The sequence below is a fragment of the Ornithinimicrobium faecis genome (genome assembly GCF_023923225.1).
Taxonomy (GTDB): Bacteria; Actinomycetota; Actinomycetes; order Actinomycetales; family Dermatophilaceae; genus Ornithinicoccus; species Ornithinicoccus faecis.
Map to the genome: position 1 here is coordinate 1056805 of NZ_CP099489.1, position 16330 is coordinate 1073134.

A 16330-nucleotide genomic window follows, 5' to 3' on the forward strand; every position below is an offset into this window, starting at 1 on the left:
CCGCTGACAATGACGAATGCTGGCTCAGGTGAGGTCGGCCGCCGAGGTGGGAGGTTCGGTGGCGTCCGCCGTGACGGACTGTTGCGCCGACGGGTCGGTGAGCTCGATCTCCACCTTGTGCGGCTGCAGCTCGCCGCTGGCGATCTGCTCGGCCCAGTGGCAGGCCACCCGTTGGGAGGCGGGCACCCCGTCGATCTGCACGACGCGCAGCTGGGGCCGCTCGGTGTCGCACAGCGTCTCCTGGCGCCACGGGCACCGGGTGTGGAACCGACAGCCCGAGGGCGGGTTGGCCGGGCTCGGCAGGTCGCCCGCGAGCAGGATCTGCTCCCGGGTGTCCTCGATCTTCGGGTCGGGCACGGGGACGGCCGACATCAGCGCCCTGGTGTAGGGGTGCAGGGGGCGATCGTAGAGGTCGTCCGCGTCGGCCTCCTCGACGAGGGACCCGAGATACATCACACCGACCCGGTCGCTGATGTGTCGGACGACAGCCAGATCGTGGGCGATGACCAGGTAGGTGAGGTCAAACTCGTCCTGCAGGTCCTTGAGCAGGTTGATCACCTGCGCCTGCACCGAGACGTCCAGGGCGCTGACCGGCTCGTCGGCGACAATCAGTTTCGGGTCGACCGACAGTGCGCGGGCGATGCCGACGCGCTGTCGCTGGCCGCCGGAGAACTCGTGCGGATACTTGTTGAGCGCGGACCGGGGCAGGCCGACGGCCTTCAGTAACTCGGCCAGCCGCTCGGTGGCCGCACCGCCCTTGACCAGGTTGTGGGCACGCATGCCCTCCAGAAGGAGCTGCTCCACGGTCTGCCGCGGGTCGAGGCTGCCCAGCGGGTCCTGGAAGACCATCTGCATGTTCTTGCGCTCACGCCGCAGCTTCTCGCCCTTCAGGCTGGCGAGGTCGACCCCGTCGAAGTGCACCTTGCCAGCGGTGAGCTCCTCGAGCTGCAGCAGAGCCCGTCCGAAGGTCGACTTGCCACAGCCGGACTCACCGACCAGGCCGTACGTCTCACCCTGGCGGATCTGCAGGTCCATGCCGTCGACGGCATAGACGTGGCCCACCGTCTTGTCGAAGATCACTCCCCGCTTGATGGGGAAGTGCACCTTCACGCCCTGGGCGTCCACCAGCACCTCGCGATCACGGGTGGTCGTGGCCAGGGCACCGCCCTGCTCATCAGCAAGAGCACCAGGGGTCGTGTCCCCGGAGCGAGCCGGTTGTTCAGATGTGGTGTCACTCATCAGCTTGCCTCCGTCTCGACGGCTGCGTCCGGGCGGACCAGGATCGAACCGTCCGCGGGCAATGGGTTGTGGCAGCGCAGCAGGCGCCCACCCTTGACCTCGTCGTCCGGCACGAGGTCGGGGGTCTGGGACCGGCAGGCGGCGATCTCACTGGAGCAGCGGGGTGCGAAGGCGCACGCGCCGTCCCAGGGGATGTTGTCGGCCACCGATCCCGGCACGGGGGTGAGCCGCCGATCCCTCGGGTCGTCCAACCGGGGGATCGAGGCCAGCAGCCCCCCTGTGTAGGGGTGGCGCGGGGTCTCGAAGAGGGGGTGTCGGTCGGCGTGCTCGACGATCCGACCGGCATACAGCACATTGACCTCGTCGCAGAGCCCGGCGACGACGCCCAGGTCGTGGGTGATCATGATCAGGGCGGTGCCGGACTCCTCGACGAGCTCACGCAGCAGGGCGAGGATCTGCGCCTGGATCGTCACGTCGAGCGCCGTGGTGGGCTCGTCGGCGATCAGCAGGCGCGGCTCGCAGGCCAGGGCCATCGCGATCAGGGCGCGCTGCCGCATGCCGCCGGAGAGCTGGTGCGGATAGTCCGTCAGGCGTCGGGTCGGGTCGGGAATGCCAACCTTGTCGAGCAGATCGGCGGCCCGCGTGGAGGCGGCCTTGCCCTTCATGCCCTTGTGGCGCTTGAGCACTTCGGTGACCTGCAGGCCCAGCGAGACGACGGGGTTCAGCGAGCTGAGAGGGTCCTGGAAGATCATGGCCAACTCGGCGCCTCGTCGGTCACGCATCTGCGCGTCCGACAGGGTCAGCAGGTCCTCCCCCGCAAACCGCACGGACCCGGTGACGGTGTTGCCGCGCTGGGGGAGGAGCTGCATGATCGCCAGGGAAGTCACCGACTTGCCGCAGCCGGACTCTCCGACCAGGCCGACCGTCTGGCCCGGCGCGACGCCGAAGGACACGCCGTCGACGGCGGCGAACTGCTTCTTTCCCTTGGCTCCGAAAGTGACCCGTAGGTCCTCCACTTCCAGGAGCGGTGCAGTGGTGGATGTTGGCACCGCAATCACCTCCGTGACTTGGGGTCGAGGGCCTCGCGCAACGACTCACCCATCAGGGTGAAGCCGAGAGCGACGACGATGATGCACAGCGCCGGATACACCGCGATGTGCGGGTAGGAGTCGAAGAAGACCTGGGCCTTGCCGAGCATCTGACCCCACTCCGGCACTGCGTCGTTGGGGTTGCCCAGGCCAAGGAAGGACAGGGCGGCGGCGTCGATGATGGAGACCGCCAGCACCAGGGTGCCCTGCACGATGACGGGGCCGATCGAGTTGGGCAGCATGTGCCGGAAGACGATCGCCGGGCGGCGCACTCCCAGGGCGCGCGCCGCCAGCACGTGATCGCTGTGTCGCTGCGCCATCATGGACCCGCGCAAGAGTCTGGCAAAGATCGGCACCTGGATGATCGCGATGGCGAGGATGACCGTCCACTGGCTGGGCCGGGCGAACAGGGCGGCGATCGAGAAGGCCATCAGCAGGGAGGGGATGGACAGCATCACGTCGACGACGCGCATCACGGCGGTGTCGGCCCAGCCACCGAGTCCACCGGCGATGGTGCCCAGGATCATGCCACCGGTCAGGCCGCCCAGGGTGGCCAGCACCCCGACGATCAGGGTCTGGCGGGAGCCGGCGACGAGACGGGACAGCAGGTCACGGCCGGCATTGTCGCCGCCGAGCGGGTGACCGGGCTGCGGTTCGGGGATCGGGGTGGCCGGTGTCACCTGGTCGATGAGGAGACGAGCCGTGGGGTCGTGGGGGGTGATCCACGGCGCGATGATCGCGACGATCACGAAGAGGCCGGTGACCACCAGCCCCATCAGGAAGACCGGGTCGCGGCGGAGCCGGCGCCAGGCGCTGCGCCACAGGCTGACACCCTGCTCCTCGGAGAGCGCACCAGCCTCGGCGAGGGAATCGATGCGGGCCTTCTTGCGACCGCCGAGGCCGTGCCGGGAGGACTCGCCGCCACCGGCGGTGTGGGACGTGCTGCGTTCAGTCACAGGTAGGTCATCACTCACGGGTGGCTCCTCACTTGGTCCGGACGCGCGGATCGATCACCGCGTAGGCGATATCGACCAGGAGGTTGACGATGATGTAGATCAGCGCAGCCATCATGATCAGCACCTGCAGCACGGGGTAGTCGCGCAACTCGAAGCCGATCGCCAGGGCCTGCCCGATGCCCTGGAAGGCGAAGACCTTCTCCGTCAGCACTGCCCCGGCCAGCAGGGCGCCGATCTGCAGGCCGACGATGGTCACGACAGGGATCAGGGCGTTGCGCATGATGTGCCTGACCCGGATCGTCCGACCGTGCAACCCCTTGGCGCGAGCGGTGCGCACGTAGTCCTCGTCCAGCACGTCGATGACCGCGGCCCGGGTGATGCGGAAGATGATGGCGAAGGGGATCGATGCCAACGCGAGAGTCGGCAGGATCAGGTGCTTGAAGGCGTCCCAGGCGGCGTCCCACTCGCGGGTGATGATGCCGTCCAGGACATACATGTTGGTGATGTGCGTGGCGTTGATGCCCACGGTCTGTCGTCCCGACGGGGGCAGCCAGCCCAACTGCACCGCGAAGATGTACTTCAGGACGTAGGCCAGGAAGAAGACGGGGACGGCCACCCCGACCAGCGAGAAGATCACGCTGCCGGTGTCCAGCGGTCCGCCGTGGCGGCGTGCGGCGATGTAGCCCAGCGGGATGGCCAGGAGCAGGGCCAAGGTGATGGCGAACAGGCTCAGCTCCAAGGTGGCCGGGAAGCGCTGGAGGAAGACGTCGAGCGCGGGCTCCCCGCGGTAGACGCCGTTGGAGATGCCGAAGTCGCCCTGGACCGCGCGCTCCAGGAAACGCCAGTACTGCACGAAGATGGGGTCGTTGAGGCCGAGCTGTTCGCGCAGCTGGGCGGCGGTCTCGGGGGTTCCCCGCTCTCCGAGCAGGGCGCTGACAACGCCGCCGGGCAGCGAGCGCAGCCACGCGAAGAGCAGGATGCTCAGCACGAAGAGTGCCAGCACGGCCTGTATCAGCCGGCGGATGATGAACTTCAGCACTTGTCCTCCAGGTCAGGATCGGCTGCCGCACATGACGACGGGCTGGGCCAGCGTGCAGCCCAGCCCGTCGTCTGAACGTGTCCGCGTCAGGATAGACGCGAGAACGGGTGGTGTCGCGTCACTCGGTGATCGTGATGGTCGAGAAGTCCTCGGCCGTCAGGGGGCTGGGGACCAGACCCTCGACGTTCGCGCCCACGACGATCGCCGGCGGGCTGTGCGAGAGCGGCAGGCCAGGCAGCCACTCCGGGCTCATGATCTTCTCGTTCAGATCCTTGTAGAGCTGCTCACGAGTCGCCTCGTCCGGCTCCGCGTCCGCTGCCTGCAGTGCCTCCTGCATCTCGCCGTGGAACGGGTAGGGCGAGGTGCCGAACTGGTTGTCCTCGCCACAGAAGAAGGCGCACAGGAAGTTGTCCGCCGAGTTCAGGTCACCGGTCCAGCCCAGGAAGAACGCCGGGGCACGGCTTGCCTGCGTGTCGTCGATGTAGCCACCGGACCAGGGCTTGGTCACGGTCTCAACCGTGATGCCGGCCGCCTCCCAGTCAGCCTTGACCGCGTCGTAGATGCGCTGCGGGTCTGGCATGTAGGGGCGGGTCACCTCGCTCGGGTACCACAGCTCGATCGTCAGGTCGGACTTGCCGGCCTCCTCAAGCAGCTGCTGAGCCTTCTCGGGGTCGTATTCGTAGGCCGCGATGTCCTCGTTCCAGCCACTGACCGTGTCCGGGATGAACTGCGTGGCCACGGTGGCACCCTCGGGCAGCTGGGAGGTGACCAGCTGCTCGCGGTTCAGGGCGTGGTAGAGCGCCTGGCGGACCAGCGGGTCCTCCAGTTGCGGGTCGGCCACCGGGTTCAGCGCCAGGTAGAGGATGTTGAACGGGTCCCGGATCAGGACCTGGTTGCCAGCGTCCTCCAGCGCCTGCCAGTCGACCGGGTTCGGCAGGTCGTAACCGTGGATGGTGCCGGCCTCAAGCTCCTGGCGACGCGCGTTCTCGTCGGCGATGATCTTGAAGACGATGCTGCCCACGCCAGCGGTCTCGCCCCAGAAGTCGTCGTTGCGGGTCAGGGTCACCGTGCCCGCGGAGTTGTCGTACTCCTCGAACATGAACGGTCCGGTGCCGGTCGGGTGCTCCTGGGCGTATTCCGGGAAGACGAAGGCCTCACCCTCCAGGGCGATGCCGTTGGCGTCGTACTCCTCCATCGCCGTCGGCGACTGGATCGCGTAGGACGACTGCGAGAGCACCATCGGGAACTTGCCGGTGGCGCGGGTGACCGTGACCTGGGCGTTGTACTCCTCGGTGGCCTCGCAGCCGCCGTAGAGGGTGTCGTCGCCGAAGCCGAAGTCATTGCCGTAGTAGTAGGCACCCGAGGGGGCCTGACCCGCCTCGTTCTGGTCGGCCCAGCGCTCGAAGTTCGCGCACACGGCCTCGGCGTTGAGGTCGGTGCCGTCGTGGAAGGTCACACCCTCCTGGATGGCGAAGTCCCACACCAGGCCGTCGTCGCTGCTCGTCCACTCGGTGGCGAGCTCGGGCACACCCTCGGTGCCGCCGGGCTCGATGCCGATCAGGTTCTGGAAGATCTGACGGGTGACGCGGAAGGTCTCACCGTCACTGGCATAGAACGGGTCGAATGTCGTCGGGGCACCAGCGGCACCGAAGATGAACGTGGCGTCGGACGCAGCGGACCCAGCGTCTTCACCACCGGTCGAATCGCTGGCGTCGGCGTTGTCCCCAGCGGCGTTGTCGCCGCCGTTGTCTCCACCACCGTCGTCGCGGTCGGACTCGGCGCACGAGCTCAGGACGAGCGCCAACGCGGCCGTCCCGGCGATGGCCGCAACCTTGCGGATAGTCATTCTGCCTCCTCATGGGGCCGCCGGCAGAAGACCGGACGGCTGGTCGCAATGCGCCAAAGGTAGGCGTCCGCAGCCCCCAGGGGAAGCACGCGGCGCTGATCGATGCCGGATCTTGACCTAATCGGTATCCGGCACATCAGTTCTCAGCACGCTCGTCCCACCTACCCTGGTGCCGTGACAGACCGACTCGTCGTGGCCGCGGCGCTCGTGGACGACCTGGCCCGTCCCACCCGGCTCCTGGCGGCCCGCCGCTCGGCACCTGCCGACCTCGCGGGTCAGTGGGAGTTCCCCGGCGGCAAGGTCGAGCCGGGAGAGGAACCCCTCGCCGCACTCAACCGCGAGTTGCGCGAGGAGCTGGGCGTCGGCATACGGCTGGGGGAAGTGATCCCAGGCCCGCTGGACGGGCAGTGGCCGCTGACCGTGCCCGGCTGGACCCTCGCCCTGTGGTTTGCCGTGCCGGTGGGTGACCCTGCTCCACTGGAGGATCACGACCAGCTGCGGTGGCTCCGCAGAGAGGACCTCGGGGACGTGCCGTGGCTGCCCAGCAACGCCCCGATGGTGCGTTCCATCAGGGGGTCGCTGGCCGCCGTGTCATGAACAGGGCGCAAAGGATGAGAAAATCGTGCCATGCCTTTGAAGAATCGCGACGACATCCGGAATGTCGCCATCGTTGCCCACGTCGATCACGGCAAGACCACGCTGGTGGACGCCATGCTGTGGCAGGCTGGCGCGTTCTCCGGCCACGACGCCGAGCGCGACACCGTCGAACGAGTGATGGACAGCGGCGACCTGGAGCGCGAGAAGGGCATCACGATCCTGGCCAAGAACACGGCCGTGCACTACAAGGGTCCGGCCGCGCAGGAGCTGGACATCGACGGTGGCGTCACGATCAACATCATCGACACCCCCGGCCACGCCGACTTCGGTGGCGAGGTCGAGCGCGGGCTGTCGATGGTCGACGGGGTCGTGTTGGTGGTCGACGCCTCAGAGGGGCCGCTGCCGCAGACGCGCTTCGTGCTGCGCAAGGCGCTCGCCGCGCGCATGCCGGTCATCCTGTGCATCAACAAGGTGGACCGTCCGGACGCACGCATCGAGGCGGTGACCGAGGAGGTCTATGAGCTGTTCATGGACCTGATCGACGACGCCGAGGACAATGACGCTGCCCTCGAGTTCCCCATCGTCTATGCCTCCGCCAAGAATGGTCGGGCCAGCCTGACCCGGCCCGCCGACGGCACGCTGCCCGAGGACGAGACCCTGGAGGCGCTGTTCCAGACGGTCCTGGGCACCATCCCGGCGCCGGTCTATGACCCCGAGGTGCCCCTGCAGGCGCACGTCACCAACCTTGACTCCTCCCCGTTCCTGGGTCGCCTGGCGCTGTGCCGCGTGCGCTCCGGCACGATCTCCAAGGGCCAGCAGGTGACCTGGTGCCGCAGCGACGGCAGCATGCAGAAGGTCAAGATCACCGAGCTGCTGCTCACCGAGGCCCTGGAGCGGGTGCCCGCCACCAGCGCCGGTCCCGGTGACATCATCGCGATCGCGGGCATCCCGGAGATCACGATCGGGGAGACCCTGGCCGATGCCGACGACCCCCGCCCGCTGCCCCTGATCACCGTGGACGAGCCGGCGATCAGCATGACGATCGGCACCAACACCTCGCCGCTGGCAGGGCGGACCAAGGGCGCCAAGGTCACCGCCCGCCTGGTCAAGGACCGGCTGGACAAGGAGCTGGTCGGCAACGTCTCGCTGCGGGTCCTGCCCACCGAGCGCCCCGACGCCTGGGAGGTGCAGGGCCGTGGTGAGCTGGCGCTGGCGATCCTGGTGGAGCAGATGCGCCGCGAGGGCTATGAGCTGACCGTCGGCAAGCCCCAGGTGGTCACCAAGGAGATCAACGGCAAGGTCCACGAGCCCGTCGAGCGCCTCACCATCGATGCGCCCGAGGAGCACCTGGGCACGATCACCCAGGTGATGGCCGCCCGCAAGGGCCGCATGGAGCAGATGTCCAACCACGGCACCGGCTGGATCCGGATGGAGTTCATCGTCCCCGCCCGTGGCCTGATCGGCTTCCGCACCGAGTTCATGACCGAGACCCGCGGCACCGGCATCGCCAACCACGTCTTTGACGACTATGCCCCGTGGTTCGGCGAGATCCGCACCCGCCAGACCGGCTCGCTGGTCTCCGACCGCACCGGTGTGGCCACGACCTATGCGATGTTCAACCTGCAGGAGCGCGGCTCGATGTTCCTCGAGCCGACCACCGAGGTCTATGAGGGCATGATCGTCGGCGAGAACTCCCGCGCCGACGACATGGACGTCAACATCACCAAGGAGCGCAAGCTCACCAACGTGCGCTCCGCGGGTGCGGACGTGCTGGAGCGGCTGATCCCGCCACGTCGGCTCTCGCTCGAGCAGTCCCTGGAGTTCTGCCGCGAGGACGAGTGCGTCGAGGTGACCCCGGAGGCCGTGCGCATCCGCAAGGTCGTGCTGGACCACTCGCTGCGGGCCCGTGCCGCGGCGCGTGCCAAGCACCACGACTGAGGAGCACGGCTGGGGAGCGACAGCCGTGGACGACTGAGGAGGACGACAGAGCACCATGACTGAGCAGACGCCGCCGATCGACGCCCCGCCTCAGGGAGAGCGTCCCTCTCTGAGCCAGGCGCTCACCGGGGGTGAGGACCGCCGGCTCAAGGTGGTCGCGGTCCACGCGCACCCCGACGACGAGACGCTGGCCACCGGTGTCGCCCTGGCACATCACGCGGCGCGGGGCGACCTGGTGCATGTCATCACCGCCACCCTGGGCGAGGAGGGCGAGGTCATCCCGCAGGACCTGCGGCACCTGGAGGGTGACCCTGCCCTCGGTCCGCACCGGGCTGGCGAGTTGCACCGCGCGATGGCTGCCCTCGGTGTCGAGCACGACTATCTGGCGGCGGGGTCCAGCCGACTGTCCAAACCACGGTGGCGCGACAGCGGCATGGCCGGCTCGGAGGCTGCGGCGCACCCGCGAGCCTTCGCCGGTGCCCCCATCGCTGTGGCGGCTGACCTGCTGGCCGAGCGCCTCGGCATACTGCTGCCTGACCTGGTCCTCACCTATGACGCCCAGGGCGGCTATGGGCACCCCGACCACATCCAGACCCACCGGGTCACCGTGGCCGCGGTCGCCTCCCTGCCCGAGCGGCTGCGACCCCGGCTGTATGCCGTGCTGACCCCCTCATCCTGGGCGCGCGAGGACCGCGCGTGGCTGGCCGAGCAGGTGCCTGCGGGCACGGGGCTGACCGTGCCGACACCGGATGACCCGTTCCCGCCGTCGGTGGTCGATGATGCGCTGGTCACGCACGCGGTCGTGGACCCGGCCGTGGTGCCCGACCAGGTCCGCGCGCTGCGCGAGCACGCGACGCAGGTCAGCGTCCGTGACGATGCCGCGGCGCCCTACTTCGCGCTCTCCAATGACATTGCCGCTCGGCTCCCGGGGCGGGAGGGCTATGCCGAGGTCGACCCGGACACCGGCGATCTGATCCGGTGAGGCACGATGGGCGGAGCGGACTGAGAGGAGCTGGAGTGGTCGAGGATGCAGGCGCCGAGCCGGTGCCTGTCGACCCCCAGGCCTATCGCCGGGCTGTCGGCCGCTTCGCGACCGGCGTCACCGTCGCCACCACCTTTGCCGGGCAGCACGACCACGCCATGACCGCCAACTCGATCACCAGCGTGTCGTTGGACCCGATCCTGATGCTCATCTCGGTCGAGCGCGCTGCCCGCTGGCACGACGCGGTGGTCGAGTCCGGGGTGTGGGGCATCAGCGTCCTGGGGCAGCATGCCAAGGCGACCGCCTCCTGGCTGAGCACCCACGGTCGTCCGCTGCACGGGCAGCTCGACCGGGTGGCCCACCACCGCGGCGCCGCCACAGGTGTCGCGCTGATCGACGGCGCGCTCGCCGGCTTCGAGTGCCGCACCACCGACATCCACGTCGCCGGGGACCACAGCCTGGTGGTCGGTGAGGTCGTCGGCCTGGAGATCCCGCCGCGCATCGACCCCGCGCTGGTGCACTTCCGCGGCCGCTACGGCCACCTGGACTGACCCGCCCCCCGCAAAATGATAAAGGTTTCGCACGCCCTCAGCGCCTTTTGATAGAGGTTTCGCACGCCTGCGTTGGCGACTCGCGCACGCGATCCGCGCGTGCACGGCAGTTTGAGACCTGAAGCGACCGCAGCGTGCAGCCAAACAGGCAAGGTGACGATCTCCCGGCGTGACCAGGTCGCTGACCTGCGGCTTTGCTCGAGGGCCCCTGACATTGCCTGTTTGGCTGCACGCTGATCCTGGGGCGGGCCGGCAACGCTCAGCCGGCCCACGGCATACGGCTGGGTTTTGTTGTTGTGCAGGGCCGGTCGCGCAGGGCAGGGTGGCCGGGTGCGCGCTTTCGAGGACCTGGTTGCCGAGGCGACGGCGGCCGACGTCTCGGGGTGGGGCTTCGGATGGCTCGCGGGCAGGGCCACCGAGGAGCGCCCGCCCTGGGGTTATGCCCGCCTGCTGGCCGAGCACTTGGCGCGGGTGCCGTCGGCCCTCGACGTGGACACCGGCGGTGGCGAGGTGGTCGACGAGGCGCCGGTCCTGCCGCCGCGGATGGTGGTCACCGAGAGCGGGTCACCCAACGTGGAGCGGGCGCGTGCTCGACTCGGGCCGCGCGGGGTGCACGTCGTGGAGACCGTCGCCGGGGAGCCGTTCCCGCTGCCGGACAACGCTTTTGATCTGGTGACCTCCAGGCACCCGGTGCGTCCGGACTGGACGCAGATCCACCGGGTGCTCGTGCCGGGCGGACGCTATGTCGCCCAGCACGTTGGCCCGGAGTCGGCCCGTGAGTTGAGCGAGGCCTTCCTCGGGCCACTGCCGGACGGGGACGGGCGCGACCCGGAGCGCGAGGTTGCGGCTGCGCAGGACGCCGGGCTGAGCGTCGAGGACGTGCGCACGGCGCGGTGCCGCATGGAGCTCCACGACATCGGCGCGATAGTGTGGATCCTGCGCAAGTGCGTCTGGTGGGTGCCGGACTTCACCGTCGAGCGCTATCGCGACGTGCTCCTCGACCTGGATGCCGGGCTGCGGGCCGGCCGACCGTTCGTGGCGCACTCGACCCGCCACCTGATCACGGCCACGAAACCGGCACGCCCGTCCTGAGGTGCCCGGGCCAGCGGCCGGTCTATGCTCGAAAGCACAGCACGGGTCGTCGTTCGCATGGACAACCGGCGGCCCACCGGTGCACGAACCATGCACCGCGCGCGACGGAGCGTGCGGCCACGGCCGGAGGGAGCGCTCGATGAGCCCGACCGAGATCACCGTCAACGGCACCACGCGCCCGTGCGAGGCCGGCCCACACACCAGCCTGCTCGACTGGCTGCGTGGCCAGGGGTGGACCGGCGCCAAGGAAGGGTGTGCCGAGGGGGAGTGCGGCGCCTGTGCGGTGCTGGTCGCCCGCCCGGACGGACCCGAGCGGACCCGGTGGGTCTCGGTCAACGCGTGCCTGCCACCGGCGCTGTCCTATGACGGCCAGGAGGTCATCACCGCCGAGGGCCTGGGCACCCCGACCGCCCCTGGGCAGCAGGCAGCCCTGCACCCCGTGCAACGCGAGATGGCGGACCGCGGAGGATCCCAGTGTGGCTATTGCACACCAGGATTCGTGTGCGCGATGGCGGCCGAGTTCTATCGTCCGGAGCGCGACGGCCAGACACCCCAGGACCCCACAGAGCACGACCACGAGTGCGGACCCAACGGCTTCGACCTGCACGCCCTGAGCGGCAACCTGTGCCGCTGCACCGGCTATCGGCCGATCCGGGATGCTGCCTATGCCCTCGGCGACCCTGACCCGGCCGACCCCATCGCCGGACGTCGCGACAGCGCGGCGCCGCCGGCCCGCGCGACAGAGATCTCCGGCGCAGGCAGCACCTTCGTGCGTCCTGCAGACCTGCCGGACCTGCTGACCCGGCTCGCCGCGACCCCCGACGCCGTCCTGGTGGCGGGTGCCACGGACGCCGGGGTCGAGCGCAACCTGCGACACACCAGGCCACCCGTGGTGCTGGGCATCGACCGGGTCGAGGAGTTGCGCGAGCTGCAGCTGACCGACGAGACCGTCGAGATCGGTGCGGCACTCACCCTCAGCGAGATCGAGCGAGGGTTGGGCGGGCGCGTGCGCCTGCTCGATCAACTGTTCCCGCAGTTCGCCTCGCGCCTGATCCGCAACGGCGCCACGCTCGGCGGCAACCTGGGCACCGGCTCCCCGATCGGGGACGCGGCCCCTGTGCTGCTGGCGCTGGAGGCCGCCCTGGTGCTCGCCTCGGTCGACGGTGAGCGTGAGGTGGCGCTGGCCGACTATTTCACCGGCTATCGCCAGAGCGTGCGCCAACCCGGGGAGCTCATCAAGGCGGTGCGCATCCCCCTGCCGCTGGCACCGCACACGGCCTTCCACAAGATCGCCAAGCGCCGTTTCGACGACATCTCCTCCGTCGCGATCGCCATCGCCCTGCGGCTGGAGGGCGACACGGTCGCCTCCGTGCGGATCGGTCTGGGCGGGGTGGCCGCGACACCGGTCCGCGCACTGGCCACCGAGGAGGCCCTGACCGGGCACGCGTGGGACGCGGACACGGTCGCCCGCGCCGCCGGGGTGCTCGCGCAGGAGGGAACACCACTGGACGACCACCGCGCCAGTGCTCGCTATCGCAGCGCCATGCTCGAGCAGTCGTTGCTGCGGTTCTTTGACGAGCAGGGGCGCGCCCGTGCGAAACCTCTACCAAAAGACGGGGAAGGCGTGCGAGACCTTTACGAAAATGCGGGGGAGGAGCGATGAGCACGCCACTGTCGCAGCGGCCGCCGCAGCCGGTCGTCGGGCTGAGCGTCGCGCACGAGAGTGCGGACCCGCACGTCACGGGCGCCGCGCTCTACACCGACGACCTGGTGGGGCGGACCACCAACGTGCTGCACGCCTGGCCGGTGCAGGCACCGCACGCCCACGCCCGCGTGACCGGGCTGCAGACTGACCCCGCCCTGCAGGTGGAGGGCGTGGTGCGGGTCCTCACCGCCGCCGACGTCCCGGGCGTCAACGACTCCGGGGTCAAGCAGGACGAGCCGCTCTTCCCCGACGAGGTGATGTATCACGGGCACGCCGTCTGCTGGGTGCTCGCCGAGACGGTGGAGGCCGCCCGGCTGGGAGCAGAGGCGGTGGAGGTGGCCTATGAGCCGCTGCCGTCCGTCATCACCCTCACCGAGGCCATCGAGCAGGAGTCCTTCCAGGGCGGGCAGCGCACCGTGACCCGTGGGGATGCCGCCGCCGGACTCGAGCGGGCGGCCCACCGGTTCAGCGGCGAGTTTGAGTTTGGCGGCCAGGAGCACTTCTACCTCGAGACCCACGCGGCGCTCGCCAGCGTCGACGAGGCCGGTCAGGTCTTCGTGCAGAGCAGCACCCAACACCCGACGGAGACGCAGGAGATCATCGCGCACGTCCTGGGCCTGCGCAGCCATGAGGTCACCGTCCAGTGCCTGCGGATGGGCGGCGGCTTCGGCGGCAAGGAGATGCAGCCACACGGGCTCGCGGCCGTCGCCGCTCTGGGTGCCGTGCTCACGGGACGCCCGGTCCGGTTGCGACTCAACCGGACCCAGGACATCACCATGACCGGCAAGCGACACCCCTTCCACGCCTCCTGGGAGGTCGGCTTCGATCAGGAGGGCCACCTCGAGGCGCTCCGCACGACGCTGACCTCCGACGGCGGGTGGTCCCTCGACCTGTCCGAGGCCGTCCTCGGGCGGGCCCTGTGCCACGTGGACAACGCCTACTACGTGCCCGACGCGGAGTTCCACGGCCGGATCGCCCAGACGCACAAGACATCCCAGACCGCCTTCCGCGGGTTCGGCGGCCCGCAGGGGATGCTCGTGCTGGAGGACATCCTCGGCCGTTGCGCGCCCGCCCTCGGGATCGACCCGACCGAGCTGCGGCGCCGCAACCTCTACCAGCCCGGCCAGAGCACGCCCTACGGCCAACCGGTCCGGCACGCCGAGCGCCTCGAGGCCGTCCTGGAGGAGGTGAGCGCCCGCGCGGACCTGACCACGCGGCATACGCAGATTGCAAGTTTCAACGCCACCAGCCCGCACCGCAAGCGCGGGATCGCCTGCACCCCGGTCAAATTCGGCATCTCCTTCAACTTCACGGCGTTCAACCAGGCCGGTGCCCTGGTCCACGTCTACAAGGACGGGTCGGTGCTGATCAACCACGGCGGCACCGAGATGGGCCAGGGGCTGCACACCAAGATGCGCCAGGTGGCCGCGACCGCCCTGGGGTTGCGGTTGAGCGCCATCCGGCTGGCTCCAACGCGCACCGACAAGGTGCCCAACACCTCTGCGACAGCGGCAAGTTCGGGCTCGGACCTCAACGGTGGCGCGGTCAAGGACGCCTGTGAGCAGATCCGGGAGCGGCTGACCGCGGTGGCGGCGGACCGGCTCGGTGCACCGATCGACGACGTCCGGTTCAGCGACGGGACCGTCAGCGCCGGTGACACGAGCCTGCCCTGGTCGGACCTGGTCAAGCACGCCTACCTCGAGCGCGTGCAGCTGTTCGCCGCCGGCTACTACCGCACCGAGGGGCTGCACTGGGACGGGGTCCGGATGCAGGGCGAGCCGTTCAAATACTTCGCCTACGGGGCCGCCGTCTCCGAGGTCGAGGTGGACGGCTTCACCGGTGCCCACACCGTGCTGCGCACGGACATCGTCCATGACGTCGGGGACAGTCTCTCGCCGTTGGTGGACCTCGGGCAGATCGAGGGCGGCTTCCTCCAGGGCGTGGGGTGGTTGACGCTCGAGGACCTGCGGTGGGACACCTCTGACGGTGACGGGCGCGGCAGGGTCACCACCTCGGCCGCCAGCACCTACAAGTTGCCGTCCTTCTCCGAGTTGCCACGAGAGCTCAACGTGCACCTGCTCGAGCAGGCGAGCGAGGACGGCGCCGTCTATGGCTCCAAAGCCGTGGGGGAGCCCCCGCTCATGCTGGCCTTCAGCGTCCGGGAGGCCCTGCGACAGGCGGTGGCGGCCTTTGGTCCGACCGGCCACAGCGTGGAGCTGGGCTGCCCGTCGACACCCGAGGCAGTCTTTTGGGCCGTGGACGCGGCGCGCGAGGCCGCGCAGCGCGACGGCTCGGGCGCCGCGGCTCCTGCGCGGACAGTTGGCGCCCGGACAGAGAGCGCCAAGACAGACCCGGCGTATGCCGAGGGGTCGGCTCCCGCGCCGACCGCGGGCGAGTCCGTGGTCACCGGAGGGTTGGCGGACTGATGGACTGGTTGCGGGCACTGGCGCACCTGCGCGAGGACGGACGCTCCGCGGTGCTGGTCACTGTCACGGCCGTGCGCGGGCATGCTCCGCGAGAGGCCGGCGCCAAGATGGTGGTCGCCGCTGAGGAGACGTGGGACAGCATCGGCGGCGGCAATCTGGAGGCCAGCGCCGTGGCCCGAGCCAGAGAGCTGCTCGCGGCCGGGACCACCGGGCCGGAGCGCACTGATCTGTCGTTGCACGAGCACGCTCCCACGACCTATGGCCGGCAGTGCTGCGGCGGTGAGGTCAGCCTGCTGTTCGAGCCGTTGCCTGCCCGTCCGGTGGTGGCGGTCTTCGGGCTGGGACACGTCGGCGCGGAGCTGGGGCGGATCCTGTCGAGGTTGCCGCTCGTGGTGCACCTGGTGGACAGCCGCCGGGGTCAGGTCGAGGCCCTGAACGCCCTGGGCGTGCGTGATGGTCTCGCCGACGTTCAGATCACCCATGCGCCCGTCCCGGAGGTGGTGCTCGCGGACCTCCCGGCGCATGCCCACGTGCTGGTGATGACCCATGACCACGCCGAGGACCTCGTGCTCTGTGAGGCCGCACTGCGCCGCGGCGACCTCGGCTCGGTCGGGGTGATCGGCTCGTCGGCCAAGTGGCAGCGCTTCCGCAAGCGGCTGCTCGAGGCTGGTCACACCGAGGCCGCCATCTCGACGCTGACCAGCCCGATCGGGCTGCCCGACCTGCCGGGCAAGCAACCAGCGGTGATCGCGATCAGTGTCGCGGCCGCGCTGGTGGGCACGCTGCAGCTCGATGCCGCACCTGCCGCTGCGATGGACTCGCCGGCGGACCTTCGCGGATGAGCGGCCGGTGGCGCGGATAGCGTGTCGGG

The 16330-nt window shown here is 69.6% G+C and carries 13 protein-coding genes; 8 read left to right on the forward strand and 5 right to left on the reverse strand.

Annotated features, from left to right (window positions below; all coding sequences use genetic code 11):
* Positions 1–24 precede the first annotated feature (24 nt).
* The 5 genes from NF556_RS04955 to NF556_RS04975 all read right to left on the reverse strand — a co-directional run bounded on the left by NF556_RS04955 (position 25) and on the right by NF556_RS04975 (position 6168).
* Entirely contained in the window at positions 25–1239 is a 1215-nt protein-coding gene (locus NF556_RS04955; protein WP_252594384.1) for an ABC transporter ATP-binding protein, read from the reverse strand.
* A complete protein-coding gene (locus NF556_RS04960) occupies positions 1239–2288 on the reverse strand; it encodes an ABC transporter ATP-binding protein (RefSeq protein WP_252594385.1) in 1050 nt (349 codons plus the stop codon). Before NF556_RS04960 ends, NF556_RS04955 begins: the two co-directional genes overlap by 1 nt.
* Positions 2289–2293: 5 nt before the next feature.
* Positions 2294–3283 carry an ABC transporter permease gene (locus NF556_RS04965; protein WP_252594386.1) on the reverse strand — a complete coding sequence of 330 codons (990 nt, stop codon included), beginning with the start codon at positions 3281–3283 and terminating at the stop codon, positions 2294–2296.
* A gap of 28 nt (positions 3284–3311) precedes the next feature.
* Entirely contained in the window at positions 3312–4322 is a 1011-nt protein-coding gene (locus NF556_RS04970; RefSeq protein WP_252594387.1) for an ABC transporter permease, read from the reverse strand.
* Between the two features lie 118 nt (positions 4323–4440).
* Positions 4441–6168: an ABC transporter substrate-binding protein gene (locus NF556_RS04975; protein WP_252594388.1), complete on the reverse strand. Its 1728-nt coding sequence runs from the start codon at positions 6166–6168 to the stop codon at positions 4441–4443.
* A 174-nt stretch (positions 6169–6342) separates the two neighbouring features.
* On the opposite strand from NF556_RS04975, the gene NF556_RS04980 reads away from it, so the two are divergent.
* The 8 genes from NF556_RS04980 to xdhC all read left to right on the forward strand — a co-directional run bounded on the left by NF556_RS04980 (position 6343) and on the right by xdhC (position 16301).
* On the forward strand, positions 6343–6765 hold the full coding sequence (locus NF556_RS04980; protein ID WP_252594389.1) for a (deoxy)nucleoside triphosphate pyrophosphohydrolase: 423 nt from the start codon (positions 6343–6345) through the stop codon (positions 6763–6765).
* Between the two features lie 30 nt (positions 6766–6795).
* Positions 6796–8703, forward strand: coding sequence for a translational GTPase TypA (typA, locus tag NF556_RS04985; RefSeq protein WP_252594390.1), 1908 nt, complete (start codon positions 6796–6798; stop codon positions 8701–8703).
* Positions 8704–8758: 55 nt separating this feature from the next.
* Positions 8759–9685, forward strand: a complete 927-nt coding sequence (locus NF556_RS04990) for a PIG-L family deacetylase (RefSeq protein WP_252594391.1) — start codon at positions 8759–8761, stop codon at positions 9683–9685.
* Between the two features lie 35 nt (positions 9686–9720).
* Entirely contained in the window at positions 9721–10236 is a 516-nt protein-coding gene (locus tag NF556_RS04995) for a flavin reductase family protein (RefSeq protein ID WP_252594392.1), read from the forward strand.
* Between the two features lie 330 nt (positions 10237–10566).
* Positions 10567–11328, forward strand: a complete 762-nt coding sequence (locus NF556_RS05000) for a class I SAM-dependent methyltransferase (protein ID WP_252594393.1) — start codon at positions 10567–10569, stop codon at positions 11326–11328.
* A 139-nt stretch (positions 11329–11467) separates the two neighbouring features.
* Positions 11468–12991, forward strand: coding sequence for a xanthine dehydrogenase small subunit (locus NF556_RS05005; protein ID WP_252594394.1), 1524 nt, complete (start codon positions 11468–11470; stop codon positions 12989–12991).
* Complete coding sequence (gene xdhB / locus NF556_RS05010; protein WP_252594395.1) at positions 12988–15459, forward strand: xanthine dehydrogenase molybdopterin binding subunit; 2472 nt, start codon at positions 12988–12990, stop codon at positions 15457–15459. The genes NF556_RS05005 and xdhB overlap by 4 nt, the downstream gene beginning before the upstream one ends.
* Entirely contained in the window at positions 15459–16301 is an 843-nt protein-coding gene (xdhC, locus tag NF556_RS05015; protein ID WP_252594396.1) for a xanthine dehydrogenase accessory protein XdhC, read from the forward strand. The genes xdhB and xdhC overlap by 1 nt, the downstream gene beginning before the upstream one ends.
* Positions 16302–16330 lie beyond the last annotated feature (29 nt).

Coding starts and splice junctions, on each gene's coding strand:
- NF556_RS04975 (WP_252594388.1), bottom strand. CDS start 6,168: ATGACTATCCGCAAGGTTGCGGCCATCGCCGGGACGGCCGCGTTGGCG.
- NF556_RS05005 (WP_252594394.1), top strand. CDS start 11,468: ATGAGCCCGACCGAGATCACCGTCAACGGCACCACGCGCCCGTGCGAG.
- xdhC (WP_252594396.1), top strand. CDS start 15,459: ATGGACTGGTTGCGGGCACTGGCGCACCTGCGCGAGGACGGACGCTCC.
- NF556_RS04955 (WP_252594384.1), bottom strand. CDS start 1,239: ATGAGTGACACCACATCTGAACAACCGGCTCGCTCCGGGGACACGACC.
- xdhB (WP_252594395.1), top strand. CDS start 12,988: ATGAGCACGCCACTGTCGCAGCGGCCGCCGCAGCCGGTCGTCGGGCTG.
- NF556_RS04990 (WP_252594391.1), top strand. CDS start 8,759: ATGACTGAGCAGACGCCGCCGATCGACGCCCCGCCTCAGGGAGAGCGT.
- typA (WP_252594390.1), top strand. CDS start 6,796: ATGCCTTTGAAGAATCGCGACGACATCCGGAATGTCGCCATCGTTGCC.